This is a genomic window from Synechococcus sp. MU1648, from assembly GCF_023630615.1.
Lineage (GTDB): Bacteria > Cyanobacteriota > Cyanobacteriia > PCC-6307 > Cyanobiaceae > Parasynechococcus.
Genome location: NZ_JAKUHI010000003.1, coordinates 171,231 through 195,887 on the forward strand (window position 1 = coordinate 171,231; position 24,657 = coordinate 195,887).

Genomic DNA, 24,657 nt, shown 5'->3' on the forward strand with positions numbered 1-24,657 from the left:
GCATTTCGGTGCCTAATTCATGTTCATCAATATGGCAATGGCTTAACGCCGAAGGGACGGAAGGGGGCAGCGCCGGTTCTCCTGGGAGGCTGATGTCCGCCGTACTTTTGTTGGGGCAGCGTTGGTGCGCCCTTAAAGATCGGCTTCATCATGCTGATCGCAGCCGCAGCCAGTTGCGTCGTGGTGCGACTCCGACGTCCTTGTGCGTTGTCACTAACGGCAACCTTTGTGCCGGCAAGCTCGCGCATCATGCTGAAGGAGCTGGTCATCATTCCTGCGTAGGAATCGCCTGCTCGCATGTAAGGAACGATGTCTGATCCAAACACCTCGGCATATTCTGCGCAATCTGTGAGGCTGTCAATCAGAGCATCAAATCCCTCTTCTGCTTGAAGCTTGATGCTGTTTTGAACTTCCTCTTGAGTGAGGGGTGCCCGTCCTAGTAGGTGTTTGAAGTTCAGTTCAATCCCACGTTGGGGGGCGACACTATGGAAATAATTTTCCTTGTAGAAAGGAGATTTTGCCAGGCCGTTAACAAAGTCGCGGACTGTAATTTCTCCGTTCATCAAGCGCACCTCAAGCGAAGTGCAACGCTCGTTTTCAGTGGGAGGCAGGTTTCCGTATACCTGCCTGTAGGCGGCAATGATCGTGCGCTCGAGTGCTTCATTGCTGCTTGGGTGATACTCGTCGAAAGTCACCGCAAAGGGACATTCGCTATGAAGCCGAGGACCAATGCCAAGGCCCATCTGGGAACAGGTGTTGCGTTTGAACTCAGCAATGGCTCCAGCAACAGTCCGATGAACTGTGTTTTTTCCAGCCTTGCTGGGCATGGAGTAAGACGCTGGTTTGGTGCGGCTTGCTGCAGCCATACCTGCTGGACTAGTTTGTGTGCTTAGCATGGGGGAAAATAGTGAATAGATTAATAACAGTGACCTTTTCCAACGTGCTTAGAAGCTCACGAATTTGTCGTTACTTGCAAGCGAGCTGGAAACTTAAGTTCAGTGATGTTTCATCTAGGATTAAATGAAGACCTTTCACTTGAGGTCACCTTGAGTAATCATTTCGTCGATGAATGTTCTCACTACTGCCTGATTGGCTATTAGTATCTTGGCTTTTGTGGCCTTTTGGTGTTATTGACTGAGTATTTCTGACTTGTTAATGTCAGATTTTTGATCTTGAAAATAAAAAGGGGTGGGCTTTTGGCCCACCCCCTCAGTCAGATCAAAAAATCACTCAGCTTGAACTGATGATCAGCCCAGGGAGTTGATCACGTAGTCGAGCAGCTGGTTGTAAGCGGTCAGAGCCTGAGCGCTCATGTCGCGAGGGGCGCAACCACGGGAGCGGATGTGGGAGAAACCAGCCACGTAGGTACCAGCATCGATGCTGAGAGCCTTGTAGACCTCTTTCTGACCATTGATGGCCAGCTCATCCAGAGGGCCGGTGCCGCCGGTGACCAGGCAGTAGTTGATCAGACGCAGGTAGTGAACGAAGTCACGCTTGCACTTCTCTTTGCCTTCGGTGGCGCACTTACGGGGCTGACGGCCGGTGGCACCGTTGGGGTACTGGCTGTAGACAGCGTCGACAGCTTCCTGAGCGACCTGGTCGTAGTTGCTGGCGAGTTTCTCAGCAGCTTCCAGACGAGCAGAAGCACGCTGGATGGAGCCCTGGACGGACTCCATGTCGGAGGCGGTGGGGAAGCGGGATGCGCTGTCGGCTGCGCCGACGACGGTGGTGATGACGGACTTCATGATTAAGAAGAAGGTTGTTCAGGTGTGCAGAAAATCAATCTCTGGCTCAGCTGATGGCGCTGATCACCATGTCGAAGTAGCTAGCAGCTTCACCAGACAGGCTGGCGCAATCACCAGAAGTCAGAGCCATCTTCTTGGGCTGGCTGTTGGTGTTGGTGATCAGAGCACTGGCGGCTGCCTTCATGATGGCAACAGCGCGAGCGGCGGATCCGGTAGGAACGCCCAGAGCTGCATAGGTCTCGCGGAGACCGTTCAGGCAGCGGTCCTGCAGCACAGAAGCGTCACCGGCGAGCAGTGCGTAGGAGACGTAGCGCAGAACGATCTCGCCGTCGCGCAGGCAAGCAGCCATTTTGCGGTTGGTGTAAACACCACCGTTAGGGGCTGTCAGGCCGGTGTTCTCGCAGCAGATGCCGGCGACGGCGTCTGACACGATGCAGCTGGCGTTGGAAGTGATGGCGTTCACAGCGTCAAGGCGCTTGTTGCCATCAGCAATGAAGGACTTCAGAGAGGCAAGTTCGCCGCCACCAATGAAGGAGCCGCTGGAATCGGCCGAGACAGCAGCCCGGGAGAATGCGTCGAGCATGGGGTTGTGGAATACGTTGTTTGGGGAGATGCATTCCGCATCACGAATGAACATACCCCTGCTTTCCAGACCGACTTCCTGAACACCGTCGTCAGGACACACAAGTTGACAAAGGAAAAATTAGTGAAGTTTTTTCCGCCAACCATCCTTTGATTATTCATCTCTTTGTGCCCCGCTTTATGACATCTGTTTAAGGACTTGTTGGCAGCTCCATTTCAGTGGTAGCCAGAAGGCATTGGCCGAAAGCTCCTCCAGCAGAGGCTTCTGGTCCACAAGGCCCAAGCGGAGGCATCCCCAGGCCGCCGCAATTCGCGATTTTGTGTATTGAGGAATCGTTTCAGCCAAGGCAAGCCTGATGAGTTCGCTTCGCTCCCCCAAACCCTGAAGGCTTACAACGGCTGTTAGGTAATAGTGCGTTACATAATCGCTCCATAGTTTTTCTTTGATGTCGTCAATCAAGATCAGTCTTTCTGGCATGGCCATGGCCATCAAGCTTGAAGCTCCTCCGTACTGACGTGCTTCATCGCGATGCTGGAGGTTGTTTTCGATCTCCGTCGGTTCGACGGCGCAAATCCACTCCTGCCTAAGTTTCAGTTGTTGGGGGTTGTCTTGTAGGAGTTGTGTGATCAAGTCGGTATACCTATCGGGAATTTGACATTTCTTGTCTGGGTCGACCAACTGAAATGCACTCCTAGCGCGCAACGACATCGAGACAGGTGCGGTTACGAGAGCCTCTAGTCTTGATACATCGCCAGCATCACCGAGATCGATAACGGCAGAACGCCTTCTCCCTGCGATTGGATCGACCAATTGAGGAATGAGTACATCCAGCCCTTTGGATTGCAGGGTAACTTTTGATAAGTATGCTCTTGCTGCACCAGCCACCAGTGGATTGCAGTCTTCAGCAAGTGGTCTGATGCTGTCGATGACTCCGGAGACTCCCAATCGACAGAAGGCCTGAATGACAGCTCTTTTCTGAATATCTTCTCCTTCGAGTGCACCCAGTAATTTTTCTTGGTCTGTTTCAGTTAGTGGGGCTCCTATTTTTGTAATTGCCTCTACTGAATTGATGACTGCTGCTTCGTCACTACAGGTCAATGCGCGAAAAAGAGAGGGCAGAGCTTTTGTGCTTTTTCTTCTACCAAGGGCGTCGATTGCCTTGCGTCGGGTGATGCGATTATAGAGATGTTCCGGATCTAACTCTGAAGCTTTAATCAGCACTTCGAGGGATTCTTCAGTGTTGCTCGCGCCGAGTCTTGTCGCGGCCATGTATTTATCAACCGGCCTCTCAAGTGTGTCTGGATCAGCCAAGATGACAGCCATAGCCTGCTCCTCAGTCAAGCCTTCAACCAAGTTGTCGAATCTCTCGGCCATGTCTCAGGGGTCGTTAAAGAAAAACCTGGATTTCGTTGCCAGCTGCTAGTGGAGCTCCAAATTGAGCTTGATCATGTCTGAGCCTGCAGCGGCTTAGGAGTTCCATTGTCCTTTTGACAATAGCATCGATATATCCCGCTTAGAGGTAATTGATTCATGATTAATGTATATCGCCGTTCTTCTGGTTTCAGCTTTAACGCATCCTTCCCTTCTGTTATTGTAGTGAAGAGAAGTTTGACACCATGCCTGTTTCGCCTGAGCTTGAGCAAGCACTTCCAAGGTTCGTGCAAGCTGTTCAGAGTTCAATAGAGGTTCAAAATCAACTTAATTTGGTTGTTGATTTGGCTCAATTGACAGACATTGTTAAACAGGTAGAGCCTGCGCTCACTGGCTCAGCACTGATTCCTTATGAGCAGGCAACAAGTCCCCCTAAAATCACTATTGACTCTGGTGTATTGGAGAAAAATATTCCCTGGCGTTTGTTGCGATGCCCTGGAGGCCCTTTGGTTCTGCAGATGATTTGTGAAAAGGTCAATTTTGCACTTTGGATTGAAAGCTGCTGACGATGTCGAATTCTGTTATTGAGCAGTTTATTGATCTGGTTGTTTACGACCATGCCATGGCCACTGGATTGAAGGCCTGTGAGACTGATCAAGATATTGTTGATTATGCAGCCTCACGTGATTATGTGTTTTCAATTTCGGCTTGGCTTCAGTATGTCGAATTAGATGCAGTTATTTTGTCCGAATCTGAAGCCTTATCCATTCAAACCATTACGAACGATCATTGGTCATGGGCTTTCCGTAGGGTTGCTGCTTGGAGAGCTATGTTGATGGATGGTGCCTAGCTGTACTGCCTGTTTGCAGTCGTTCCGTCTAGACTCATTTCTATGATTTCAGAGGCTCAAGATGACCAATTCTGCCATTAGCGCAAATCAAGACAATGCTTTAGAAGCTTTTATTGCTTTGGTTCGCCAAAATCCTGACCTAAAAGCTCAAATTAAAGCCGCTCTTAATCAAGATCAAGTAATCGATATTGCTGCCGCTAATGGTTTTGAAATCGACTCTTCTGCAATTTTGAGAAAGTGGAGCAAACATACTGACTTTACTCAGGATACGTGGATGGGATGGTTTGAAGAGTAAGATATTCCTCAAGAATTGATTTCTGAATATCTTGTTGATTTGCTGCCTTTTTTGGCCCAATATGTGACAAGGTCTTCTCCCCCTGGTCTGGGTACACTTGCGGTGGCTTGTAGTATTTTGAATGATCGCCTTGGTCCCATGGGCCAATTCCCGATAGCTTTAACTGTTCTAATTCTTCCGCCAATTGCTTGTATGCAATAGTCAAACTTTTCTAGCTGCGTTTGATCAACAGTTTCGAAGATAAAGTCCGTTCCAACGCATATTAGATGCTGAGAACGTATCCATGCTTTCATTTGTTTTTGTGTATCCTGCATCTCAGGCTTTGCTATTTAGCCACTCATCAGTGATTTCTTCGGAGAAACTTTTAATTCTCTTGAATTTTAGAAGGCCATGCTCGGATCCCCAGATCTGTTCATCTGTCTTGGGGTCAAATCCTCGATCACGGCTGATCCAATTTTCTTGATCCACTTCAACTTCGCTAACAAGATAAGTTAGTTTTCCGTCTCGTGGAACTAAGCAGTTTTTTCCCGGTTCAACTTTTCCGATGTAATGACCTGCTTTTTCTTGTTGGAAATGCATTGCACATCCACACCGTTTTTTTAAGGTTGCAGTGTTGATGTCTTTCATGAGTTCGGCATCACGACCTGCTCCAGCCAATCTTCTCGGGTTAGCAAATCCGTAGTTCTCTACTATGAATGATTCTTTGCTTGCAGTTAAACGATGAATTCCCTGTCTATAGGGATCCCAAGGTGCATAGTCGTAACATTGTTCAGAATAAAAGCCAGGCCCTTGGAAGACGTGCCACGGTAAGGGTCGAAAAAAGATATTGATTCGAGCAAAATCCTTTGGATTTTGTTGTGACTGCTCGATGTTGTCGTAAACACCAGCGAGAGTCTTCGCGAATTCGGCAATGGCTAAATCCATCTTCATCTTGTGTCTCTACGCCTTAATGCGTCTGACTTCGGATGCAAACGAAGTTTGTAGTATCCCTGATCCGGCAGATGTTCTCAAGACGGAGGATCTGCAGCGAACATTTTCTGAAACAAACCAGATTCTTTCTTCCGCAATTGATTGCTCGTATTGAGTTGTAAGGGTAAATGTACCATCATCCAAAAATTGATATTCAGATATTGCGGCCTCAGATTCTGCGTATCCAACGCTTCTGATTAATTTTCCTGAGTAATTGTCTTTTGTTAGAGGAACAATAATGCAAGATCCTGATGACACTTCTGACGGATCTTCGGGCTCCCAGTCGCTTTCTGCACACCACTCCATCCTGAATGGTGATGTAACCAAGTGCTCATCTTGGTTCGCGATAATTGATGATTCAATTAGCTGTTGTACCGCGGTGTTTTCTTTATCGATCTCTTCTATTGTGACTTCGCTAAGAACTTCTTCAAACTGTTGAAAAGCTAGAGAGTGCCCTGATCGCATTGAGCGCCACTTGCCTGAACTTTGAGCAACAAATTGCTCAATCGTCATGCGAGGTTGTGTTGCTTTCTGGGTTGAGCTCATCCAGTGAAGGACGGTTTATCTGCATCATGTTAACCATTGAATCCACCATCATGGACATGGCCATGGGAGTCGACGCTACAGATTGCAGGAATGTTGTGTTCCTGCTTGGGTGTTCACTTGATGGTGGGCGGAGAATAGGCATGTTTAGAAAGGTTGTTGCTCCTGTAGTTGGCGGCCGGACGGCTACTGTGGCTGATGTTTGATTATCTTGCCATCATCACTGATGAGCCAACGATAATTCTACGAAAATCAAAAGGAGTTAACCTTCGCAATAGAAAGGATCTTGCCTCCCTGAGACAAGATTGTTTTGATGGTTGCCGACATGGACGTTTGGTTCACCACTGATTTCTGGACCACTCTGCGGTTGGCACCAACTTGACGGGGGGATGTCCAGTTGATGGTCAACGAGCCGGCATTACCAACACCTCTACGATCCTGTGCCTCAGGTGAACTTTCAGTGCAGAGGCTATTCAAGAGCTTTGAATCTGTTTCTGCGTTGTCGTATCCGGCATAACCGGCATCCAAAGCTCTTGCTCGTGTGAAGAAGAGCGTGCTTCCGCCAACGACGCTCTGTGTGGCCCGGTTGTAAGGAACTTGGTCGATGCCAAAGGCCCCAAGATACTCATCGCTATAGGTGTAACTAGCGATCTCTGCTTCATATCCTTCTTCTTGCAGGAGGCGGACATGACTCATCAATTCTGCTTGGTCACGGGGTGGACGGCCAAGGAGATGCTTGAAGTTCAGTTCAACAAAGCGGTATGGGCTGTTGGTTTCTAAAAAAAGCTTTTTGTATGTTTCTGACTGCGCGAGAGCCGTTACCAATCCTTGGACTGTCAAATCTCCATTCATGAACAAGGCCTCGATCGAGGCGTTCACGTCGAGTTCCATCAGGTGTCGATTCCCAAAAACCTGGCGGTACGCTTGTCGAATCACATCCGAAGCATGTGTTGTGTCGACGTTGGCAGCCGAGGAAAGAGTTGTTGGCTCAGTCATGATGATGTGATTAGAAGGTGATTTGAGGGAGCTGCTTCATGCAGTAGCTCCCAGTAGCGGCAACTGATTTGCCCTTACATCACCTCAGTGATGGAAACGATCTTGCCTCCGCGGGCATGGATGTACTTCATCTGGCTGCTCATGTCTTTGCCGGACACCACGTAGCTGTTACCAGCCGTGCGTTGACGTGAGCGAGCTGCCTGCGAAGCAACAACAATGCGGAAACGCTTTTTGGTGGGATCTGGGGCACCAGACTGTGTACCGGTGCGGTTTGCCCGGCTGGTGGTTTTGCTCCAGCCGCTGGGAGCCAGGCCTGTGGCCACTGAACTCACCAATGCGGAGCTGCCCAGCACCGTATCGCTCGCCGCAAATCCTTCTGCCAGGCTCAGTTGACGGTTGAAGTCAACCTGAGAGCGGCCGCTTTCTGTAAGGATCCGAGCGAACGGAACTGTGTCTTCACCAAAGGTGTTCTGGTATTCCGCGCTGTCGACGTAGCTAGCGATTTCAGCCTCATAGCCTCCTTCGGCGAGAATCTTGGTGTGCTCGCTGATTTCGGCCTGGGACTGCGGAGCCCTTCCCAGGAAATGTTTGAAGTTCAGCTCGATGAATCGATATGGCGCACTGGTTTCGAAGAAACGGCGCTTGTATTCGGCTGATAGGCCAACGGCACGAACGAATTCACGTGTGCTTAGGAAGCCGTCGATGAATTTGCTCTCTGCGGAAATAACCCGTTCGAACTCCATCAGATGGGGGTTGCCCATCACTTGCTTGTAGGTGGAACGAATCAGCGCAGCGAGTTGATCGGGGCCGTCACCAGGGCAACGTTGGAAAGTCTCTTGCTCTCGCTGGCCAAGACCAAAGGTGACATACACATCGCCGCGCATTGGTCCGGAGTCTTTGCCTGAGGTGATGCCAGGTGCTTTGCTGCTGAATTGGGTGGAGGTGTAGCTTCCGGACGATGGACGCAGACCAACGGGCTGACTTGGCAGGCTGATGCGAGGAGCCACACCATTGGCAAGGCTGCGGGTCAGCGCTGGACCTGCGCCGCGGGCACTATCACTGCCTGCAAAGCTCTTTTGCAGAGCGGCCAGCATTGGGAAGGCTGCTGTCGACAGGTCAGCGGGTGAAGACCATGAACGGGCATAGGGGACAACATCGCTGCCGAAGACCTCGAGGTATTCCGCGGAGTCAATGATGCTGTCGACCAGGCCATCGTGACCGTGTGCTGCCAGCAGGGCGATTTTGGCTGAGATTTCGGCCTGTGTTTCAGGTGCTCGGCCTAACAGGTGCTTGCAATTCAGCTCGACACCCCTTTGCGGCGCAACGCTTCTGAAGAAACGGTCCTTGTAGAAGCTCGACTTGGCCAGTCCACGAACGAATTCACGCACGGTCAAACGACCGTCCCGAAGCTGAGCTTCCAATTCCGAGCACCGCTCGAAATCCATCACATGGGCGTTGCCAAAAACCTGTCGATAAGAAGCACTGATTACTGTCTCCAGTGACGCCACATCTTCTGGGCTGTAGCACTCGCTCGTGACGCGATGGGGGCAGTCAGCATGAGTGCGTGGACCAACCCCAATCGCCATCTGATCACACGACTGCTTCAGGAACTCACCAATGGTGAGAGCAGCGGTTTGGTCTACTCCCTTGCGCTGGAAGCGAACAGGATCACTCCACTTGGTGGTTGTGCCGAAGCCAAGAGAAGATTGTGTGTTGGCCATTGTTTTGCTGAGGGGAGAGGGGGCGTGGGCGTCGAGATGAGTGCGGTCGAGGCTTTTAGGTCACCGGCGTAATGCTGGCGATCTTGCCGCCTTCGTTATGGATGCGTTTGAACTGCTCGGAGAGCTTGTCGAACGGCACGTAGAAGACCCGGTTGCCGCGGGTGTAGCGGGAAATCCGCCTGACATTGTTGGCTTTGTAGGCCGTGACCTCGACCCGATAAGTGAGGCCTTGATCGCTTGCGCCAGCTCCGAGACGCGTTGGTGCGTCCTGAAGGTTGGGGGACGGCCGGAAACTCCAGCCAGCGGTTTCTTTGGAGGACGGGGGAACCACCGCGATGGCTCGGTTCAGATAAGCCGCACCTCCCAGCTTGCTGCTGTTGCCTGCAAGATCACCCTTGAGGCTGCTGCTGCTGTTGCCGCGCAGCAACTGGAAGCTCCAGGTGAATTCCTGCAAGGTTGCACAGCTTTCGGTTTTCCAGCCCCGCTGATACGGGACCGTCCATTCGCCGAAGGTGTTTTGGTATTCCTCGCTATTCAGAAAGCTGTCGATATCAGCTTCATATCCCTTGCTGTCCAGGCGATCGGCGTGCTCACGCATTTCGGCGTAGTCAGCAGGTGCGCGGCCTAAAAGATGGCGGAAGGCCAGTTCGATGTAGCGGTAACGCGCGCAGTTATCGAAGAAGCGGCTGCGATACAGGTCGCTTTTGGCAATGCGGCCCACCAGCTCTCTGACGCTGATTTCACCAAGCTTGAACTGGGATTCCTCTACAACCTGCCGCTCACTGTCCATCACATAGGCATTCCCGAGCACTTGCTTGTAAACGGCTCGGATGATCTGTTCTTTCCTGGCGTCCTCATCGCCTGGGATCAGCTCGAGGGGGGCTTCGCTCTCCTCAGAGAAGCGTTCGACCCCGAGAAGCGAGGCTGGACCGAAAGGCATGAATTACTCGCATGGCTTCGACTAATAGTCCTCCAGAAGTTTGCGCTCGAAGAGGATTCTTTATAAACCTCAATCCATTGTGTCCAACTGTTGCGTCACGCAGTGATTCCTGGCCCGTGACTGCGATCTCGGCGGGTTTCGTAGGAAAAGTTTTGATTCGGAACGTTCGCCTTAGGCGTCTTTCCCCTTGATCAGGGATTCAAGGCTTCCTCTTGTCGTGGAGCGGGTGATCGGATTCCAGCAGTCGAGTTCTTCGACTGATCGGCTCAAAAGCGTGGCAATTTGATCCTCCAGCCCGGTGCACAGTGAAAAGTCTGCTCCGCGAATCGACGTGACCGTGTCGAGAGCCGCCCCTTCAAGGTTGGCGCCGCGCAGATCGGCCATGTCCATTTCGCAGGTTCCGAATCGGGTCCCCCGGCACATGGCTCCGCGAAATGTGGCTGATCGCAGGTCCGCGCCAGCTAAGGAAACTCCATCCAGTAGAGCTCCACTCAAGTCTGAGCCACTTAAATAGGCACCCATCAGCACGCTGCCTCTGAGGTCCATTCCCCGCAAATCTGTGCTGTTGAGAAAAGCCCCATTCAGCTTGGCCCCTGGGCCAACGGCTCCGCTCGTGTTGAGTGCGAAGTCTTCCGGTACCAAAGTTGTCTGGTCGTAACGGGCTAGGCGTAAGTCAGCTCCTTCGAGTTGGCACTTGCTGAGATTTGTGCCGCGTAGATCACATCGACAGAGTTTGGCGTCTCTCAGGTCGAGTTGTCCTAAGTCTTGACCACTCCAGTCGGCTCCTCGAGCATCGACTGGACTGTTAGCGGAGCTGGTTGCTCCGCACTGTTCCGGTGCCGCCCATTCACGCAGATTAAGAGCCCCAGATTTGGGCATCGACATCTCAGTTGCGGAGCATGGCAACAACGATCGTAAGGAGCACCCGCACGATCTCGAATCCACCGACGGCAAACAGACCGAGCCAGAGCTTCAGTGCGAAGGCAGGCGGTTCGTCGTTCACCCATGTGGCGGCGACGTTCAGTCGTTGTGCCTCGGCGCCTTGCTGGCTGGGCGCTCGATCTTGAAGCGCGTCGCGCCAGTCGGTTCCGTAGCGCGGGAATTGTTGGTAGATGGGGATTTCTCCGAGACCCCGTCCGGGCAAAACGCGGGACCTTTGCTGCGGAACAAGGTCATACCCGAAGCAGTTCATGTATTCGGGGCTGTCCAGCAGGGCGTCGACAAAGGATGTGAAACCCTTTTCGCCGATCACGATGGACCAGGCACGGCGTTCAGCGTCGCCATGGGTCGGGCGGCCGAGTACTCGGCCGACGACCTGGTCCACCATGCGGTAGTTCGAGCTGCACTGGTAGTAACCCTGCTGGAAGCGTTCTGACAGGAGCAGGCCACGGATGAAATCCCGAACCGTGATGTTTCCGCTGCGCAGCTGTGATTCAAGGAACGGTTCGCGATCACTGCGCATCGCATGGAAGAACACCTGCCGGTAGGCCTGCTCAATCAAACTGTCGATCTCGACTCTGGATGTGTCATCGCCTGCAGCACAGGAGGCATACATCTGAGGCTTGATGGTGCTGCTGTCACCGGCAAGATTGCTGACGCGACCGTTCTGTGTGTTGAGCGGATACCCAAGAAGCGGGATGGCCATGGCGTGCCCCGTGAGTAGAAATACTTGGGTGTGATCTTCCCTTGATAATTGGGTGTGAGGTGGCTGCGCTTATCAGCTCTTAACTGCAGATTTGTTGAGCTCCGCACTGAGGTGCTGGAAGCAGTCGTTGATCAACTGCCGGTCGCTTGGTCGCGAGATCTCTTTCAAGGCCTGCTGTCTCAGCTGGTCGAGGGCGATATTCATCCCCTCGATGGGGACATTCATCCGCCTGTAGAGCTCCCGCAGGGCCGCCATCCCGTTGGGATTTGTAAAGCGGCTTTGGTTGCATGCCACCGCATAGATGATGACGCGCAGAAAGTTCCAGCAGTCGCGCCAGCAGGCCTCTGCTCTGTCCTGCGGGTGGAGAGCCCCGCCCGGCTCCACGAGCTCTGGCTGGGTTTCAAGCAGGTGGCCCCTCGCCTGATTCACCAAGTCATTCGTCCTGTTCGTCAGGTTGCCGGGGAGCGTGCAATCCACTCCTGACGACTGGCAGATGCTGGCCAGTTCATCGGGTGTGAGCAGTCTTTGCCCCTGGTCGGCACGCTCGAGGATGGCGCGCGTGGCCTGGGGCAGTGCCTCGCTTTTGCTCAGGCCCTGAACTTGCGCACCCTGCACCAGGGTCTTGAAATCGATGTTCTGGAGGTTCAAGCGTTGACGGTGGCCACTGGTGTGGCGATGAGCCAGCCGTGGCGTTCCAAGTAAAAGGCCCACACCAAGTCTTGGCCAAGCCCAGGGCAACGGGTGATCGCAGCTTCGCTGAGTTCTGCCGGTATGCCCAATTGCGACAACAGCACAGCCACGGCGTCTGGATTGGAGGCCGTCGCTGTGCGGATGGCTGATCCGACCACCCACGTCAGTCGCGTGTCTTTCAGATCGCCGCTGCTTTCTTCGCAAGCCAGCAGAAGATTGGCTGGCGAGGTGTGTTGATCAAATGTCTCTTGCCAGAGCTCGATGTTTTCATCGCGAAGATTGATCCGAAAACAGCCATCTCCTACTGGTAGATCCAGCTCACCGCTGCTGCCGGCCTGGTCCTGAAGGACAACAATTCTCGGATCTGCAAGTGCGCTCATCAAGAAACGCCGCTCAACATGAATTTAACCAGTGTCCTGGAATTTCCCCGTGCAGGTGATCGGTTCGTGGGAATCGACATGCACCAGCAGTGATCCCTGAGGTTTCGCGTCAGGGGGTGTCGTCTGAGGGCACCGCTGAGGAGTTCTTTTTCAGCAGGCCCGTGACAGTGGCCAGGGCAAACATCGCTAGCAGAGCCAAGCCCAGGGTGAGGCTTGCGCCCTGAGCCACGCCTGCGCCGACGGCCACCAGGATCGAATCGCTGATCAGCACGCTGATCACCAGAGCAGGGGCAAAGATGCGCCAGTGGGTGCGGCTGATCCCGATGGCATAGCTAAGGAAATCAAAAAGTCCGGTCATCAGCAGACCCGTCATCAAAAAGAAGTTGCCTTCCAGTTGGTTTTTGCTGAAGCCATCGATCCGTTTCATCGCGCTGGCCCCCACCAGACGGCTGACCGGGCCGCGTCCCCAGCGGCGGGCGATGAAAAACGCCGCACTGCAGAACACCAGGTCCGAGAGGATGATCGTGAGGTAGCCGACCTTGAACCCCAGCAGAGAGCCGGCCAGTAAGGAATAAACGGAACTCGGCAGCGCCGGCAGGATGATGCTCACCCCCCGCAGCAGAAAAAGACCGAGTGGGGCCCAGATGCCCATGTCATTCACAGCGCTCTGCAGCGGCGCGATGCCGTAACGCTGCAGATAAACGACGGCAACAATGAAGACGGCGACCCAGGCGCTGACCTTCAGCCCTGTCTTCAGCCTTGACATCTCCTCTCCTCAATCGCTCGAAAGCCCTGGGGAATGTAGGCCAGTCGCGGCTTGTCCCAGGGCCGTGGACACGAAGCTCAGCATCGATACCATCGGCGAAATCTCTCGACCCGAGGCCTGTCCGGTGACCACCTCCTCTCCGCGCACCGCGTTCGAGCAACAGCTGTGCACCCATCTGTTCAGTCTCAGTGAGGTGGTGGAAACACTGGCTGATCGTTTGATGGAGCTGGAGATGCGGTTGGCCGACGTTGAGGGCCAGCAGGTGGCTGATGCGGAAATCGCCGCGGTCAGCGATGACGCCGGCGAACTGCTCCTGGCTAGCGAAGAGAAAGTGCGGATGCTTCGGGATCGTCTGACCCCAGGCGAGGTCGTGGCTCTTCATGCCGAGGATGCTCCAGCAGCTGACGATCAAGAGGTTTCAGAGACCCCTGAGGTTGAGATGGAGGTCGTCGACCGTGTCGAGGACGAGGCGCTCAGTGACGACGCCATCAGCGCTGACACGGAATATGTGGATGATCCTCAGATCGATCTGCTGTCTGCCTGATCAGGTCAGCTCAAGCAGACGAATCCGGAAGGCGGCCACCTGTCGTGCCATGTCGGGCGAACTGATCAGAAACGGGTGGTCTGCCATCGCCTCAAACACGGCTTCGAGATGCTCTTCCTGGCTGAGCTCAACCTTGTTGCTGCCTCGCAGTTGTTTCCAGGTGCGATCGAACACCATCGCGAAGCTGTCTGCGTTGTCAAACACACGGTCTGTGCCTGCATCTGGAGAGATGAATGACACGGCAGTTTTGGCATCGATGTGATGCCAGGACCCAGATTTGAACTGGGGACACGGCGATTTTCAGTCGCCTGCTCTACCAACTGAGCTATCCCGGCGCGTCGCCTAAGCGACCTGGGAATCTTAAATCACCGCCTGCGCTGTCTTGCGGGTGTGCGTCCCAGGCAGATCAATCCAGCCACCCCATGGCCGGCCTCTTCCAGCGCCTGGCGAGCCGCTAAAGCGGTTGCCCCTGTCGTGAGGATGTCATCCACGAGCCAGACCGAGGTGAGGGCGGTTGCTGGGTTGTGGGGCCTGGCCCGGAACGCGCCGATCAGGTTCGTCTGGCGTTGGCTTCTGTTCAGATGGTGTTGGCTCAGCCCGACACGGGGTCGTTGCAGCAGGTCTACTGTTGGTCGGTCCAAGCCCATGGCAATGCGCTGAGGCAGGGGGTTGGTGCGCTGCCGCTTCCAGCTTGGAATCGGCACCAACACCGCTGCTGAAGGCAAGCTCAAGCTGTCAAACAGCATCTGAACCAACACCGAAAGTACTTTCTGTTTGGTTGGCTGACGCACCTTCAGCAGCAGCTGGCGCAGGGCGCCCTCATAGGGCCCTAGAGCGCACCATCGCAAGGGCTCCAGGCCCTTGATGCCCTCAGGAGGAAGCTGCAGTGCGTCTTGGCAGTGTCTGCAGGGAAATGTCGGTGTCTGTGGCTCTTGCCAAGGTCCATCACAGATCGGGCAACGGGGCTCGATCAGCAGGGTCTGGGCGAAGGCCAGGAACGCTCGGTGCACAGCGGGAAGCTCGGTGCATCGAGCGTTCCACTCCTGAATCAGATTGTTCCTGGCTTAGCCGTTCTCCTTGGGCATCGCCCGAAGCATGGCCACCAGCGTGCGATGGGCGTCTTCGCTGTCGGTGAGGGTGTGATCGAAAGCGATGCTGATGCTCGCGCCATCCACCTCTAGTTCCATGGTCTCTGCTTTCACAGACACCATGCGTGCGGCGGCGGGATTGCTGACGCCGCCGTAGTGCTTGGCGTAGGCCAGCACCGCTTCCGCATGGTCGTCGTTCATGTGTTTGCAGATCCGTGTGCTGACGGCATCAGTGAGGGCGTCTGCAGGCATCGGTATGAAACGAGGAGAATGCAATCTTTGCAGTGATTGGTTCAGGCGAAGCGCTCGATCAGCAGAAGGCCGAGGCGGATGCCGCTGAATCCCACATAACAGGCCAACACGACGAAGAGCCCCATCGCCAGAATTTCGCGGAGATTGGAGGGCATGGCTGGCTGGCTTGTTGCCCGAATTCTCACCCGACTAGGGCCTGTTGGGCCAGTCGCGCCACACCTGCAGCGGGGGGTGTTTGACAACTGGTCACAGGACAGCCAAGACGGCGTTCCCGAAGCCGTCTCCATTGGGGATTGCGCGCTCCTCCGCCGATGCTGATGATCCGTTGGGGCGCGGCGGCACCCAGAACCTGGAGGCGTTGCCAACCCTGCGCTTCGATCTCGGCGAGGCCTTCGAGCAGTCCATGCAGGTAGAGGGCATCACTCACCGGGCGAGGTTCCAGCACCGGCAGTAGCTCAGGATCATCGACAGGGAAGCGTTCGCCCGGGCCTGGCAGGGGGCGCAGTGAGAGGCCGCTATTGGTGTCAGGGTCGATTTGGCGGCTGAGCTCTGCGAGCTGGTCGTCGCTGTAGAAGCGCCGCAGCACGCCTGCCCCTGCGTTGGAGGCGCCTCCACAGAGCCATCGCTCACCAACGCGATGACTGGTGACGCCGGGGGCTGCCAAGGGCGTTTCTGTGAAGCACTTCATCACCAACGTGGTGCCCAGCACGGTGACCCCGTCTCCTGGTTGGGGATGGGCGGCCAACACAGCGGCATTGGAATCCGTTGTCCCGGCCACGATGATCAGATCGTCAGCCAAGCCCAAGGCTTTGGCCTGGTTTGGTGCGATCGTTCCCAGGATGCTGCCGCTGCGACGGATGTCGGGGAGTGTTTGCTTCCAGGGTTGTGTGGCAAAGCTGGATGGCCAGCTGTTGGTGATGAGATCCCAGCCCAGTCGGAGATTGTTGCCTTCTTCCCCCCAGCTCCAGTTGTTCAACAGCCATCCGCTGATCCAGTCCGCTTGATGACGCAACAGGATCTCGTTGCCGTATCTGGCTAGCAGCCGAAGTGCCCTCGCCAGGCTGCTGCTGCTGCTTTGCGCAAGGTTTCCCGTGCCCACCAGCTCTTGCAGACGGGGAGCTACCTCTGGACAGGCCAGGGAGTAAGGCAAGGCTTCCCCGAGGGGGAGACCATGGGAGTCGCAGGCCAGGAGGGTGCCTGATGTGCCATCAACTGCAAGCGCCCTGAGCCGAGATTGAAGGGCGTTGGGGATGGCTTGAAGCAGCTCGCGACAGGCCTCACGCCAAGACTCGGGGTCGCAAAATGAACCGTGGTAGTTGCTGGCCTGGGTGTGGTGCAACACACCATCCATGCCCAGCACAGCAATGCGAACACCACTGGTGCCCAGGTCGATGCCTAGCACCAGTGGTGGTTGTGTCATGACCTACGCAGTGACGCCCTGTGCAACCTTCGCTTGGCGAAGTTCCTCGCTTTTTGCACTGACGTCTTCCCAGGGCGCCTGCAAGTCGTTACGTCCGAAATGGCCGTAGGCGGCTGTGTCCTGATAGAAGCGACCGCCGCGTTGTTGGGGGAGGTTGCGTAGGCCGAATATCTCGATGATGGCGCCGGGGCGCAGATCGAAATGCTCCTGAACGAGGTCGGTCAGCGCGTCGTTGTCCAGTTGGCTGGTGCCGAAGGATTCCACGAGGATCGACACAGGCTTGGCGACGCCGATGGCGTAGCTCAGCTGCACTTCGGCACGTTCGGCGAGCCCTGCGGCCACAAGGCACTTGGCCACGTAGCGCGCGGCATAGGCGGCCGAGCGGTCCACCTTGGTGGGGTCTTTGCCGGAGAAAGCGCCACCGCCGTGGCGGGCATAGCCGCCGTAGGTGTCCACGATGATCTTGCGGCCGGTGAGGCCGGCATCTCCCTGAGGGCCGCCCACCACGAACTTGCCGGTTGGGTTCACCAGATATTTCGTTGCTTCACGGGAGGGCTTGAGCGCCAGGTCGGCGGTTGCCGGCTCCACGACATGGGTCCAGAGGTCTTTGGTGATGCGTTCACGGATGCCCTGTTCATCGCTGATCCCATCCACTTCCGCCGTGTGCTGGGTGGAGATCAGGATCGTGTCGATCGAAACGGGCTTGTCGTTTTCGTAGACAACGCTCACCTGTGTCTTGCCATCAGGAAGCAGGTAATCCAAGGTCCCGTTGTGGCGCACTTCGGCAAGGCGGCGCGACAGCCGGTGGGCGAGGCTGATCGGCAACGGCATCAGCTCAGGTGTCTCGTTGCAGGCGTAGCCGAACATGATTCCCTGGTCGCCTGCTCCCACCAGATCAAGCGGATCGCCTGCGTGGTCGTCGGCTTCGTTGACTCCCTGGGCGATGTCGGGGGATTGTTGGTCGAGAGCCACCAGCACCGCGCAGCTGTTGGCATCGAATCCACCGGCCCTGGCACCGCTGTAACCGATCTCCTTGATCACATTGCGAACCAAGTGGATGAAATCCACTTGTGCTTTTGATGTCACCTCACCGGTGATCATGCAGAGACCGGTGTTCACGACGGTCTCGCAGGCCACGCGGCTGGAGGGATCCTGGGCCAGCAGAGCATCGAGAACGGCGTCGCTGACCTGATCGCAGATTTTGTCGGGATGCCCTTCCGTAACGGACTCGGACGTAAAGACGTAACGGCTCATTCGAGGCTCCAGATGGCGCGACTTTACGCGGCTGGGCTGAGGGCGAGGTCGTGCCAGTTGTGGAGCAGATGCTGGGCTGAGTGCAGTTCGGGGGAACGACTCCAACCACCGGTGAATCCAATCACGCAGCCAATTCCAGCCTGAAGAGCCATTTGAAGGTCGGTTTCAGCATCCCCGATCAATGCACAACGCTGGGGTGGAAGGCCCAGGCCGTCGCACAGCTCCAGAACAGCTTGCGGATCGGGTTTTCGCGGATGGTCGTCAGCACTCCAGATGCCATCAATGCATGCACTGAGCTCATGGTGATCCAGGAAGTCATCAATGCCGGATCGGGTGTCATTGCTGATGACAGCAGTGGTCACATTCAGCTGATTCAGGGCCCTTAGGAGTCCTTCTGCACCGTTGAGCAAGGGGCTGGGGGTCGCATTGATCAGGCCGCTCTGGTCAACCTCGTCGAAGCAGGCGTGGGCCATGGCCAGGGCCTGGGGCCATGAGCAGCCAAGGAGGCAAAACACCGTTGCTGTTGATGCGATGTTGTCCTGTCTGGAAGCAACAGCAAGGGTTCCGCCTGGATGGAGCATGCCGTTGCTCACACCGAACGCTCTGCGCAAGGTGTCTCTCAGCGCAAAGGCTTCGAGTGGTGGGGCTTGGTCTTGCCCGATTTCAATGGCTCTGTTGATGCGTTCCTCTGCCAATGCCAGCAGATGAGGCTCACTATGGGAAAGGGTGCCGTCCTTATCGAACAGCACCCCGTCAATTGAGCTGATGGGTGTTCCCTTCAGCAGAAGTGTGGCCATTCAGGCTCAGATCATCATGGAGTTGATCGGGTCTTCGCCTTCCTCAGCCTGCTCGAGCAGCATTTGCTTGTAGCGCGCGGCCATCTCTTCGGCCTTCTCAAACACCTTCTGAGGATCGGTGAGCATGTCACCGGGTTCCGGTTCCAGGGCCTTGGTGGAGAGAGAGATCCGGCCGCGCTCGGCATCGAGATCAATGATCATCACTTTCATCTGATCATTCACGTTCAGCACCGAGTGGGGGGTCTCGATGTGCTCGTGGCTGATCTCGGAAATGTGCAGCAGACCGCTGACACCACCGATGTCGATAAAAGCGCCATAGGGCTTGATGCCGCGGACGGTGCCGACCACGACTTCGCCCACTTCCAGGCGGTTCATCTTCCGCTCCACCAGGGCGCGGCGGTGGCTAAGCACCAGACGATTGCGCTCTTCGTCCACCTCGAGGAATTTCAGAGGCAGGAAGTCGGCGACCAGTTCTTCCTTCGGCTTGCGGGTGCTGATGTGGGAGCCGGGGATGAATCCCCGCAGGCCTTCCACGCGCACCAGGGCACCACCACGGTTGGTGGCAAACACCTCGGAATAGATGGTGGCATCTTCCTTCTGGAGCTGGCGAACCCGCTCCCATGCCCGCTGGTATTCGATCCGACGGATCGACAGCGCCAGCTGACCGTCCTCGTTCTCCTCACTCATGATGAAGAACTCACGGATCTCGCCGGGCTGCAGCACGTCGCTTAGACCCTCGACCCGGTTGATCGACACCTCTTGAAGAGGCATGAAGGCAGCCGTCTTGGCGCCGATGTCGATCATCGCGCCTTTCGATTCCAAGGCGAAGACCGTGCCATTGACGATGTCGCCTGGCTTGAAGTTGTAGTCGTACTTGCTGAGTAGAGCCGCGAACTCATCAATGGTGAAGCCGGCGTCGTCCAGGTTGCGGCTGGTGGCTCGGCTGCTGGGATCATCCGCTGTGGGGACGTCCTCAGGAATGCTTAAGTCCTCACCCTCAAACGCCTGTTCAACGGCGGAGTCTTCTGGTGAGGCTTCCGTAGCGTTCGCCTCTTGAGCTTGATCCTGGATCTGTTCTTCTGTCGGAGTCGCAGACATGGGGGGCTGGCGGTCTACCTCAGGTGGGTAGTACGAAAAATTCGCGTAAAACGCCCGCCGACGTTCCACGGAGAATCAATGACTTTACAGACCTGAGGGACTGAATCTGCCTCCCGATTCAGCGCACGCTGGCCAGATGGTTCTGTTCCTGATCGGCGTTGAGCGTCTCCAGCGTCGAGACGAAGTCGTCAATGCCACGGAACTGGCGGTAGACGGATGCGAATCGGATGTAGGCCACCTCGCTGATTTGCTTGAGATCTCGAAGCACGAACTCACCGATCTCAACGCTGCTGACTTCCTTGCCAGAGCGTTGCTGAAGCTTCAATTCGAGTTCTTCAACCAGGGATTCCAGGCGTGTTGTATCGAGGCCAGTTTTCTCGCAAGCTCGATTCAAGCCATGCAGCAACTTGCTGCGACTGAAGATTTCCCTGTTGCCGTTGCGTTTGATCACCGTGATCGGCACGGTTTCCACCCGCTCGTAGGTGGTGAAGCGAAATTCACAGTTCAGGCATTCGCGACGTCGTCTCACGCTGCGTCCGCCATCGGCTGCCCTTGATTCAAGAACGCGACTATCTGTGTTTTGGCAGGAGGGGCACTGCATCCCCGAAGGAGTTAATAAGTTGCACCAACTGTAGACAGTGATTTGAGACTTGAGAAGGGCCTGTAGGACATCAGTCTCATTTGCGGATTCGGTCGACGGCTGTCACTGACTTGAGACTGCTTTGATCTGTTCTGGTGGCCGAGACCATCTTGCGACGACCGGCGTGCCCAGGCATGAAAAAACCCCGCCGGAGCGGGGTTTTGAAGGTTTAAATCACTTACCGATCTTCGGCGGATCGCGGAATGCGATTGCAAAAAAGAGTGTGGCAATCGCGAGGGTAAGGATGAGGACGTAAGCGAAGCTTTCCATCGTGTTGTTCCTGAAGGGCGATCAGTTGAGGGGGGTTCCAGCAGGTGGAACGTAGCCCTCGGGCAGGCGACGGGTGGTTTTGTCACCCAGCTTGGCAAAGAGGCCAAACTCAACCTGATCACCGAGGTCGGGATCAATACCTGCAAACACATCGCGGTAGAGGGTGCGAGCACCGTGCCAGATGTGACCGAAGAAGAACAGCAGCGCGAAGGTGGCGTGGCCGAATGTGAACCAGCCTCGCGGTGAGCTGCGGAACGTGCCGTCGGAGTTGTAGGTCTCGCGATCGAAGTCGAACGCTTCGCCCAGTTGTGCTTTGCGTGCAAGACGCTTCACATCAGCAGGGTCAGTGAAGGTCTGACCATCAAGCGCTCCACCGAAGACTTGGGCAGTGACGCCCTGCTGTTCGAAGGAGTACTTGGCTTCGGCTCGTCGGTAGGGGATATCCGCACGGACATTGCCCTGGGCGTCTTGGAGAACTACCGGGAAGTTCTCGAAGAAGTTCGGAAGTCGCCTTACTTCCAGCTCTTCGCCGGTCTTATCAGTAAAGACGATGTGACCAATCCAGGAAGTTGCTAAGCCATCGCCATTGACCATCGGACCAACCCTGAAGAGGCCGCCCTTAGCAGGGCTGTTGCCGACGTAATCGTAGAAAGCGAGCTTTTCAGGGACTGCCTCAAAAGCTTCTTCACGAGTCGCGCCATCGTCCATGGCGGTTTGGACGCGACGGTTGATCTCTGTCTTGAAGTAGTTCTGATCCCACTGATAACGAGTGGGGCCAAACAGCTCAACAGGGGTGGCTGCTGCTCCGTACCACATCGTTCCAGCAACGATGAATGCGGCGAAGAACACTGCCGCAATGGCACTCGCCAGGACTGTTTCGATGTTGCCCATCCGCAGTGCCTTGTAAAGACGCTCTGGCGGACGTGTGGTGATGTGGAAGATGCCAGCAATGATGCCAACGATTCCAGCCGCGATGTGGTGGGCAACGATTCCACCGGGATTGAAGGGGTTGAATCCCTCTGGACCCCACGACGGTTGCACCGCTTCTAGATGACCGGTCAGTGCGTACGGGTCAGAGACCCACATGCCTGGTCCAAAGACACCAGTGAGGTGGAAAGCGCCAAATCCGAAGCAACCAAGACCAGCCAGAAGCAGGTGGATGCCGAAGATCTTCGGCAGGTCAAGAGCAGGTTCACCTGTACGAGGGTCTTGCCAGATCTCGAGATCCCAGTAAGTCCAATGCCAGATGGCAGCCAGCATCAGCAGGCCAGAAAAAATGATGTGAGCGGCAGCGACGCCCTCGAAACTCCAGAAACCGGGATCAACACCCGTTTCGCCGGTGATGCTCCATCCACCCCAGCTACCAGTCACTCCCAGGCGGGACATGAAAGGCATGACGAACATGCCCTGACGCCACATTGGGTTCAGGACAGGATCGGATGGGTCAAAGATGGCCAGCTCATAGAGAGCCATGGAGCCGGCCCAGCCGGCTACGAGGGCTGTATGCATGAGGTGCACAGCCAGAAGGCGGCCCGGGTCATTAATGACGACGGTGTGCACCCGATACCAGGGCAATCCCATGGGTCAGGTTCGGGGGACAAGACTGCTAGTGCAGTCAGACATGGGCGATCGTAAGGGCTTCTGCTCGACGGGCGGGAGAAAAGGGATGTCCTCGCAACGGTCAGTGACATGAAAGTTGAGCAGAAGCTGTTCACAAATCGAAATGCTTGAGCCCATGATGGAGGTTGGTTGCTTGGGGACTCATGCCCGTTATCCGGTTTGTTCGTGAAGGGCGTGATGTGGAGTGTTATCCAGGTGAAAACCTGAGGGAGGTGGCCCGGCGTGAGGGCATCGAGCTCTACGGATTGAAGGGGCAGTTGGGCAACTGCGGTGGTTGTGGCCAGTGCATCACTTGCTTTGTTTCGGTCGTCGACGAGAACTCTGTTGATGCGTTGACAGCTCGAACTGCAGTCGAAGAGAACAAGCTGCGTCGCCGCCCCCAGGAGTGGCGCTTGGCCTGTCAGGCCCTTGTGGAGAAATCCGTCATGGTGCTCACCCGTCCTCAGGTACGGCTCGCTAATGCGGACTCGAGGTTGGCCGCGGCTCGACAGGCACCGCTCCCCGCCGGGCCCACCGCATGGCCTGCGCCACCGGTCAGTGAGCTCGATGAGGAGGATCAGGATGCGATCGATGGCGACGGCACGGATGCCAGGGCTGCTACCGCCGGTGACGAGGGCTAAGGGAGACGCTCCCTAGGCCTCTTGTCGGTGATACCTTCGCCTTGATCACTCCAACGGCCATGGAAACCAACGATCTCGGATTCGTCGCCAGCCTCCTGTTCATTCTGGTTCCGGCGATCTTCCTGATCGTGCTCTACATCGGCACGCAGAACAAAGAGGCCTGAGCTCAGCCCTGTTCCGGTTCGCGCACCAGCAGTACAGGCGCTGGTGCGTGAACGCGGATGTAATCGCTGACCGATCCGCCCAGCAGCTTGTCGAGGTCCACCAGCCCTCTGGCAACAAGAGGTCGTCGGTCTTGAGATGCGATGACCACAAGGTCGGCGTTGCACTCAGATGCGGCCATGCAAACGCTGCGACCGATGTCTTTCCCTTCGGTGTGAATGGCTTTCATGTCAACACCGAATCCCCTCGCACGCTGAACAGCAGCGTCGAGCACTTCGTCTGCTTTGGTGCGGCCTCCCCTGGACGGTGCTGATTCCTGGCGAACGACATGAACGCCGGTCAGGGTTCCGCCGGGGATTTCTCGAACAAGCTCGCAGGCTGTGCGCAGGGCGTCGTCCCCGACCCCTGTTCCATCGACCGTCACCATCACGCGATTGACATGCTTCACGTAGAGGTCGTCACGGACCAGCAGCATTGGGCGCGTTGAGAGTTGGAAGACGTACTGGCTGGTGCTGTTGGCCAGAATGGATTGAAGGCGTCCGAGGCCTCGGGACCCCATCACGATCAGGTCGGCCTGAACTTCATCGGCAACCTTGAGAACGGTCTGCTTGGTGTCGCCCTCCCGAATCAATGTGCTCACGCTCGAGGCGTTGAGCCCCATGCGTGTCACTGCACTGCTCAACAGGTTTTCTGCTTCATCGCGATGGCCATCGGATTGCGATTTGCTCTGCTCAGAGACCACATGCAGGAGATTGATTTTCGCGGACTTCAGGCTTGGAATGTCCTGGAGCATGCGGATCATTTCCTCGACGTGACCCTTGCCCGAGTCGGCAATCAGAAGGTTCCTGAACACAGGGGTATGAAGCAGTCTCTGCGGAAGCCTATGGGGAGGATTCCTACGTAGCGACAAGCTGATGGCACAGCGTTACGCAGACCATGTGGACCTTGACCAAGCGTGTGCTCCCGCAGCACACCGATTACGCCGGTGTGATGTGGCATGGAGCCTATGTGCAGTGGCTGGAGGAAGCCAGAGTTGAGGCCTTGCAGGCTGCTGGTCTGGGTTACGCCGCAATGACCGCGATGGGTGTTGACATGCCAGTGGTATCTCTACAGCTGGAGTACCGCCATTCCCTCCGGCACGGAGATGAGGTCTGTGTGGAAAGTCGTTGCTCAGCACAAAAGGGTGTGCGTTGGCCATGGGCCTCTTGCTTTATCCGTGGAGACACGGTGGTTGCCGAGGCGACGGTGCAGCTGGTGATGTTGCGTCAGGGTCGCGTGCTGAGGCGCGTGCCATCTGAGTTGCAGTTGGTGATGCAAAAGCTTGTGAGACACGGCTTGTGAGCCGGGCCCAGGGCGAAGCGCAATTGTGCTAGTACAAACGTACTTGCGGTGAGCCGG

33 protein-coding genes and 1 tRNA gene are annotated in these 24,657 nt (G+C 55.8%); 7 read left to right on the forward strand and 27 right to left on the reverse strand.

What is annotated here, in order from left to right:
* Positions 1–26 precede the first annotated feature (26 nt).
* The 4 genes from NCN06_RS05740 to NCN06_RS05755 form a co-directional block, all read right to left on the reverse strand.
* Positions 27–896 (reverse strand): phycobilisome rod-core linker polypeptide, encoded by an 870-nt coding sequence (locus NCN06_RS05740; RefSeq protein ID WP_226398227.1) that lies wholly within the window; start codon positions 894–896, stop codon positions 27–29.
* Positions 897–1,247: 351 nt separating this feature from the next.
* Positions 1,248–1,745: a C-phycoerythrin subunit alpha gene (gene cpeA, locus NCN06_RS05745; protein WP_115022927.1), complete on the reverse strand. Its 498-nt coding sequence runs from the start codon at positions 1,743–1,745 to the stop codon at positions 1,248–1,250.
* Between the two features lie 46 nt (positions 1,746–1,791).
* The gene (gene cpeB, locus NCN06_RS05750) at positions 1,792–2,328 is read right to left on the reverse strand and encodes a phycoerythrin subunit beta (protein ID WP_006850273.1); all 537 of its coding nucleotides are present in this window, start codon (positions 2,326–2,328) and stop codon (positions 1,792–1,794) included.
* A gap of 177 nt (positions 2,329–2,505) precedes the next feature.
* Positions 2,506–3,702: a HEAT repeat domain-containing protein gene (locus NCN06_RS05755; RefSeq protein WP_226398228.1), complete on the reverse strand. Its 1,197-nt coding sequence runs from the start codon at positions 3,700–3,702 to the stop codon at positions 2,506–2,508.
* A gap of 242 nt (positions 3,703–3,944) precedes the next feature.
* Here NCN06_RS05755 and NCN06_RS05760 point away from each other — a divergent pair, with 242 nt between their 5' ends.
* The 3 genes from NCN06_RS05760 to NCN06_RS05770 all read left to right on the forward strand — a co-directional run bounded on the left by NCN06_RS05760 (position 3,945) and on the right by NCN06_RS05770 (position 4,844).
* Positions 3,945–4,265 carry a hypothetical protein gene (locus NCN06_RS05760; protein WP_186571394.1) on the forward strand — a complete coding sequence of 107 codons (321 nt, stop codon included), beginning with the start codon at positions 3,945–3,947 and terminating at the stop codon, positions 4,263–4,265.
* A 2-nt stretch (positions 4,266–4,267) separates the two neighbouring features.
* Positions 4,268–4,549, forward strand: coding sequence for a Nif11-like leader peptide family natural product precursor (locus tag NCN06_RS05765; RefSeq protein WP_186571395.1), 282 nt, complete (start codon positions 4,268–4,270; stop codon positions 4,547–4,549).
* Positions 4,550–4,610: 61 nt separating this feature from the next.
* Positions 4,611–4,844 (forward strand): Nif11-like leader peptide family natural product precursor, encoded by a 234-nt coding sequence (locus tag NCN06_RS05770; RefSeq protein ID WP_186571396.1) that lies wholly within the window; start codon positions 4,611–4,613, stop codon positions 4,842–4,844.
* An 8-nt stretch (positions 4,845–4,852) separates the two neighbouring features.
* Here the strand turns inward: NCN06_RS05770 and NCN06_RS05775 are convergent, their stop codons facing one another.
* From NCN06_RS05775 to NCN06_RS05825, 11 genes are all read right to left on the reverse strand, one after another.
* Complete coding sequence (locus NCN06_RS05775; RefSeq protein WP_226398229.1) at positions 4,853–5,158, reverse strand: CpeR family transcriptional regulator; 306 nt, start codon at positions 5,156–5,158, stop codon at positions 4,853–4,855.
* A gap of 1 nt (position 5,159) precedes the next feature.
* Complete coding sequence (locus tag NCN06_RS05780) at positions 5,160–5,774, reverse strand: chromophore lyase CpcT/CpeT (RefSeq protein ID WP_115093415.1); 615 nt, start codon at positions 5,772–5,774, stop codon at positions 5,160–5,162.
* A 9-nt stretch (positions 5,775–5,783) separates the two neighbouring features.
* Positions 5,784–6,326 carry a phycobiliprotein lyase gene (locus NCN06_RS05785; protein ID WP_226398257.1) on the reverse strand — a complete coding sequence of 181 codons (543 nt, stop codon included), beginning with the start codon at positions 6,324–6,326 and terminating at the stop codon, positions 5,784–5,786.
* 282 nt (positions 6,327–6,608) lie between these two features.
* A complete protein-coding gene (locus NCN06_RS05790) occupies positions 6,609–7,352 on the reverse strand; it encodes a phycobilisome rod-core linker polypeptide (RefSeq protein ID WP_186571399.1) in 744 nt (247 codons plus the stop codon).
* Positions 7,353–7,426: 74 nt separating this feature from the next.
* Complete coding sequence (locus tag NCN06_RS05795; RefSeq protein WP_226398230.1) at positions 7,427–9,073, reverse strand: phycobilisome rod-core linker polypeptide; 1,647 nt, start codon at positions 9,071–9,073, stop codon at positions 7,427–7,429.
* A gap of 55 nt (positions 9,074–9,128) precedes the next feature.
* The gene (locus tag NCN06_RS05800; protein ID WP_226398231.1) at positions 9,129–10,013 is read right to left on the reverse strand and encodes a phycobilisome linker polypeptide; all 885 of its coding nucleotides are present in this window, start codon (positions 10,011–10,013) and stop codon (positions 9,129–9,131) included.
* Positions 10,014–10,184: 171 nt separating this feature from the next.
* Positions 10,185–10,898: a pentapeptide repeat-containing protein gene (locus tag NCN06_RS05805; RefSeq protein WP_226398232.1), complete on the reverse strand. Its 714-nt coding sequence runs from the start codon at positions 10,896–10,898 to the stop codon at positions 10,185–10,187.
* A 1-nt stretch (position 10,899) separates the two neighbouring features.
* Positions 10,900–11,658: a phycobilisome rod-core linker polypeptide gene (locus NCN06_RS05810; RefSeq protein ID WP_115022947.1), complete on the reverse strand. Its 759-nt coding sequence runs from the start codon at positions 11,656–11,658 to the stop codon at positions 10,900–10,902.
* Between the two features lie 72 nt (positions 11,659–11,730).
* Positions 11,731–12,306 (reverse strand): bilin-binding protein, encoded by a 576-nt coding sequence (locus tag NCN06_RS05815; RefSeq protein WP_226398233.1) that lies wholly within the window; start codon positions 12,304–12,306, stop codon positions 11,731–11,733.
* Positions 12,303–12,728, reverse strand: coding sequence for a hypothetical protein (locus NCN06_RS05820; protein WP_166017587.1), 426 nt, complete (start codon positions 12,726–12,728; stop codon positions 12,303–12,305). Before NCN06_RS05820 ends, NCN06_RS05815 begins: the two co-directional genes overlap by 4 nt.
* A 109-nt stretch (positions 12,729–12,837) precedes the next feature.
* Positions 12,838–13,494 (reverse strand): TVP38/TMEM64 family protein, encoded by a 657-nt coding sequence (locus tag NCN06_RS05825; RefSeq protein ID WP_115022950.1) that lies wholly within the window; start codon positions 13,492–13,494, stop codon positions 12,838–12,840.
* 64 nt (positions 13,495–13,558) lie between these two features.
* On the opposite strand from NCN06_RS05825, the gene NCN06_RS05830 reads away from it, so the two are divergent.
* Positions 13,559–14,038 carry a hypothetical protein gene (locus NCN06_RS05830; RefSeq protein ID WP_166017589.1) on the forward strand — a complete coding sequence of 160 codons (480 nt, stop codon included), beginning with the start codon at positions 13,559–13,561 and terminating at the stop codon, positions 14,036–14,038.
* Here the strand turns inward: NCN06_RS05830 and NCN06_RS05835 are convergent, their stop codons facing one another.
* The 11 genes from NCN06_RS05835 to psbB all read right to left on the reverse strand — a co-directional run bounded on the left by NCN06_RS05835 (position 14,039) and on the right by psbB (position 22,438).
* Positions 14,039–14,278, reverse strand: coding sequence for a hypothetical protein (locus tag NCN06_RS05835; protein ID WP_226398234.1), 240 nt, complete (start codon positions 14,276–14,278; stop codon positions 14,039–14,041).
* A 22-nt stretch (positions 14,279–14,300) separates the two neighbouring features.
* Positions 14,301–14,373 (reverse strand) — tRNA-Phe (locus NCN06_RS05840).
* A 30-nt stretch (positions 14,374–14,403) separates the two neighbouring features.
* Positions 14,404–15,048, reverse strand: coding sequence for a ComF family protein (locus NCN06_RS05845; protein ID WP_226398235.1), 645 nt, complete (start codon positions 15,046–15,048; stop codon positions 14,404–14,406).
* A 54-nt stretch (positions 15,049–15,102) separates the two neighbouring features.
* On the reverse strand, positions 15,103–15,378 hold the full coding sequence (locus NCN06_RS05850) for a DUF2470 domain-containing protein (RefSeq protein ID WP_115022958.1): 276 nt from the start codon (positions 15,376–15,378) through the stop codon (positions 15,103–15,105).
* 181 nt (positions 15,379–15,559) lie between these two features.
* Positions 15,560–16,798, reverse strand: coding sequence for an FGGY-family carbohydrate kinase (locus NCN06_RS05855; RefSeq protein ID WP_250398728.1), 1,239 nt, complete (start codon positions 16,796–16,798; stop codon positions 15,560–15,562).
* A gap of 3 nt (positions 16,799–16,801) precedes the next feature.
* Positions 16,802–18,052: a methionine adenosyltransferase gene (gene metK, locus NCN06_RS05860; protein WP_226398238.1), complete on the reverse strand. Its 1,251-nt coding sequence runs from the start codon at positions 18,050–18,052 to the stop codon at positions 16,802–16,804.
* 23 nt (positions 18,053–18,075) lie between these two features.
* The gene (locus NCN06_RS05865) at positions 18,076–18,849 is read right to left on the reverse strand and encodes an HAD family hydrolase (RefSeq protein ID WP_226398239.1); all 774 of its coding nucleotides are present in this window, start codon (positions 18,847–18,849) and stop codon (positions 18,076–18,078) included.
* A 6-nt stretch (positions 18,850–18,855) separates the two neighbouring features.
* The gene (locus NCN06_RS05870) at positions 18,856–19,947 is read right to left on the reverse strand and encodes a 30S ribosomal protein S1 (RefSeq protein ID WP_226398240.1); all 1,092 of its coding nucleotides are present in this window, start codon (positions 19,945–19,947) and stop codon (positions 18,856–18,858) included.
* 118 nt (positions 19,948–20,065) lie between these two features.
* Complete coding sequence (gene nrdR, locus NCN06_RS05875; protein WP_115022969.1) at positions 20,066–20,548, reverse strand: transcriptional regulator NrdR; 483 nt, start codon at positions 20,546–20,548, stop codon at positions 20,066–20,068.
* 213 nt (positions 20,549–20,761) lie between these two features.
* Positions 20,762–20,857 (reverse strand): photosystem II reaction center protein T, encoded by a 96-nt coding sequence (locus tag NCN06_RS05880; RefSeq protein ID WP_011128841.1) that lies wholly within the window; start codon positions 20,855–20,857, stop codon positions 20,762–20,764.
* A gap of 21 nt (positions 20,858–20,878) precedes the next feature.
* Entirely contained in the window at positions 20,879–22,438 is a 1,560-nt protein-coding gene (gene psbB, locus NCN06_RS05885) for a photosystem II chlorophyll-binding protein CP47 (protein ID WP_115022971.1), read from the reverse strand.
* A 182-nt stretch (positions 22,439–22,620) separates the two neighbouring features.
* Here psbB and NCN06_RS05890 point away from each other — a divergent pair, with 182 nt between their 5' ends.
* Both NCN06_RS05890 and psbM read left to right on the forward strand, forming a co-directional pair.
* Positions 22,621–23,097 (forward strand): 2Fe-2S iron-sulfur cluster-binding protein, encoded by a 477-nt coding sequence (locus NCN06_RS05890; protein WP_166017597.1) that lies wholly within the window; start codon positions 22,621–22,623, stop codon positions 23,095–23,097.
* A 59-nt stretch (positions 23,098–23,156) separates the two neighbouring features.
* Entirely contained in the window at positions 23,157–23,261 is a 105-nt protein-coding gene (gene psbM / locus NCN06_RS05895) for a photosystem II reaction center protein PsbM (protein WP_115022976.1), read from the forward strand.
* Positions 23,262–23,263: 2 nt separating this feature from the next.
* Here psbM and NCN06_RS05900 read toward each other — a convergent pair whose 3' ends face one another.
* Positions 23,264–24,112 carry a universal stress protein gene (locus tag NCN06_RS05900; RefSeq protein WP_115022978.1) on the reverse strand — a complete coding sequence of 283 codons (849 nt, stop codon included), beginning with the start codon at positions 24,110–24,112 and terminating at the stop codon, positions 23,264–23,266.
* An 83-nt stretch (positions 24,113–24,195) separates the two neighbouring features.
* Between NCN06_RS05900 and NCN06_RS05905 the strand changes: the two genes are divergently transcribed.
* Positions 24,196–24,600 carry an acyl-CoA thioesterase gene (locus tag NCN06_RS05905; RefSeq protein WP_250398729.1) on the forward strand — a complete coding sequence of 135 codons (405 nt, stop codon included), beginning with the start codon at positions 24,196–24,198 and terminating at the stop codon, positions 24,598–24,600.
* Positions 24,601–24,657: the final 57 nt, after the last annotated feature.

Excerpts from the sequence above, each read along its gene's own strand:
- NCN06_RS05760 (WP_186571394.1), top strand. The coding sequence starts at position 3,945 with ATGCCTGTTTCGCCTGAGCTTGAGCAAGCACTTCCAAGGTTCGTGCAA.
- NCN06_RS05765 (WP_186571395.1), top strand. The coding sequence starts at position 4,268 with ATGTCGAATTCTGTTATTGAGCAGTTTATTGATCTGGTTGTTTACGAC.
- NCN06_RS05740 (WP_226398227.1), bottom strand. The coding sequence starts at position 896 with ATGCTAAGCACACAAACTAGTCCAGCAGGTATGGCTGCAGCAAGCCGC.
- NCN06_RS05890 (WP_166017597.1), top strand. The coding sequence starts at position 22,621 with ATGCCCGTTATCCGGTTTGTTCGTGAAGGGCGTGATGTGGAGTGTTAT.
- NCN06_RS05775 (WP_226398229.1), bottom strand. The coding sequence starts at position 5,158 with ATGCAGGATACACAAAAACAAATGAAAGCATGGATACGTTCTCAGCAT.
- NCN06_RS05865 (WP_226398239.1), bottom strand. The coding sequence starts at position 18,849 with ATGGCCACACTTCTGCTGAAGGGAACACCCATCAGCTCAATTGACGGG.
- NCN06_RS05855 (WP_250398728.1), bottom strand. The coding sequence starts at position 16,798 with ATGACACAACCACCACTGGTGCTAGGCATCGACCTGGGCACCAGTGGT.
- cpeB (WP_006850273.1), bottom strand. The coding sequence starts at position 2,328 with ATGCTCGACGCATTCTCCCGGGCTGCTGTCTCGGCCGATTCCAGCGGC.
- NCN06_RS05870 (WP_226398240.1), bottom strand. The coding sequence starts at position 19,947 with ATGTCTGCGACTCCGACAGAAGAACAGATCCAGGATCAAGCTCAAGAG.
- NCN06_RS05850 (WP_115022958.1), bottom strand. The coding sequence starts at position 15,378 with ATGCCTGCAGACGCCCTCACTGATGCCGTCAGCACACGGATCTGCAAA.
- NCN06_RS05785 (WP_226398257.1), bottom strand. The coding sequence starts at position 6,326 with ATGACGATTGAGCAATTTGTTGCTCAAAGTTCAGGCAAGTGGCGCTCA.
- NCN06_RS05770 (WP_186571396.1), top strand. The coding sequence starts at position 4,611 with ATGACCAATTCTGCCATTAGCGCAAATCAAGACAATGCTTTAGAAGCT.
- NCN06_RS05810 (WP_115022947.1), bottom strand. The coding sequence starts at position 11,658 with ATGGCCATCCCGCTTCTTGGGTATCCGCTCAACACACAGAACGGTCGC.
- cpeA (WP_115022927.1), bottom strand. The coding sequence starts at position 1,745 with ATGAAGTCCGTCATCACCACCGTCGTCGGCGCAGCCGACAGCGCATCC.
- NCN06_RS05795 (WP_226398230.1), bottom strand. The coding sequence starts at position 9,073 with ATGGCCAACACACAATCTTCTCTTGGCTTCGGCACAACCACCAAGTGG.
- NCN06_RS05880 (WP_011128841.1), bottom strand. The coding sequence starts at position 20,857 with ATGGAAAGCTTCGCTTACGTCCTCATCCTTACCCTCGCGATTGCCACA.
- NCN06_RS05820 (WP_166017587.1), bottom strand. The coding sequence starts at position 12,728 with ATGAGCGCACTTGCAGATCCGAGAATTGTTGTCCTTCAGGACCAGGCC.
- NCN06_RS05800 (WP_226398231.1), bottom strand. The coding sequence starts at position 10,013 with ATGCCTTTCGGTCCAGCCTCGCTTCTCGGGGTCGAACGCTTCTCTGAG.
- metK (WP_226398238.1), bottom strand. The coding sequence starts at position 18,052 with ATGAGCCGTTACGTCTTTACGTCCGAGTCCGTTACGGAAGGGCATCCC.
- NCN06_RS05805 (WP_226398232.1), bottom strand. The coding sequence starts at position 10,898 with ATGTCGATGCCCAAATCTGGGGCTCTTAATCTGCGTGAATGGGCGGCA.
- NCN06_RS05780 (WP_115093415.1), bottom strand. The coding sequence starts at position 5,774 with ATGAAGATGGATTTAGCCATTGCCGAATTCGCGAAGACTCTCGCTGGT.
- psbM (WP_115022976.1), top strand. The coding sequence starts at position 23,157 with ATGGAAACCAACGATCTCGGATTCGTCGCCAGCCTCCTGTTCATTCTG.
- psbB (WP_115022971.1), bottom strand. The coding sequence starts at position 22,438 with ATGGGATTGCCCTGGTATCGGGTGCACACCGTCGTCATTAATGACCCG.
- NCN06_RS05790 (WP_186571399.1), bottom strand. The coding sequence starts at position 7,352 with ATGACTGAGCCAACAACTCTTTCCTCGGCTGCCAACGTCGACACAACA.
- NCN06_RS05905 (WP_250398729.1), top strand. The coding sequence starts at position 24,196 with ATGTGGACCTTGACCAAGCGTGTGCTCCCGCAGCACACCGATTACGCC.
- NCN06_RS05755 (WP_226398228.1), bottom strand. The coding sequence starts at position 3,702 with ATGGCCGAGAGATTCGACAACTTGGTTGAAGGCTTGACTGAGGAGCAG.
- nrdR (WP_115022969.1), bottom strand. The coding sequence starts at position 20,548 with ATGCAGTGCCCCTCCTGCCAAAACACAGATAGTCGCGTTCTTGAATCA.
- NCN06_RS05825 (WP_115022950.1), bottom strand. The coding sequence starts at position 13,494 with ATGTCAAGGCTGAAGACAGGGCTGAAGGTCAGCGCCTGGGTCGCCGTC.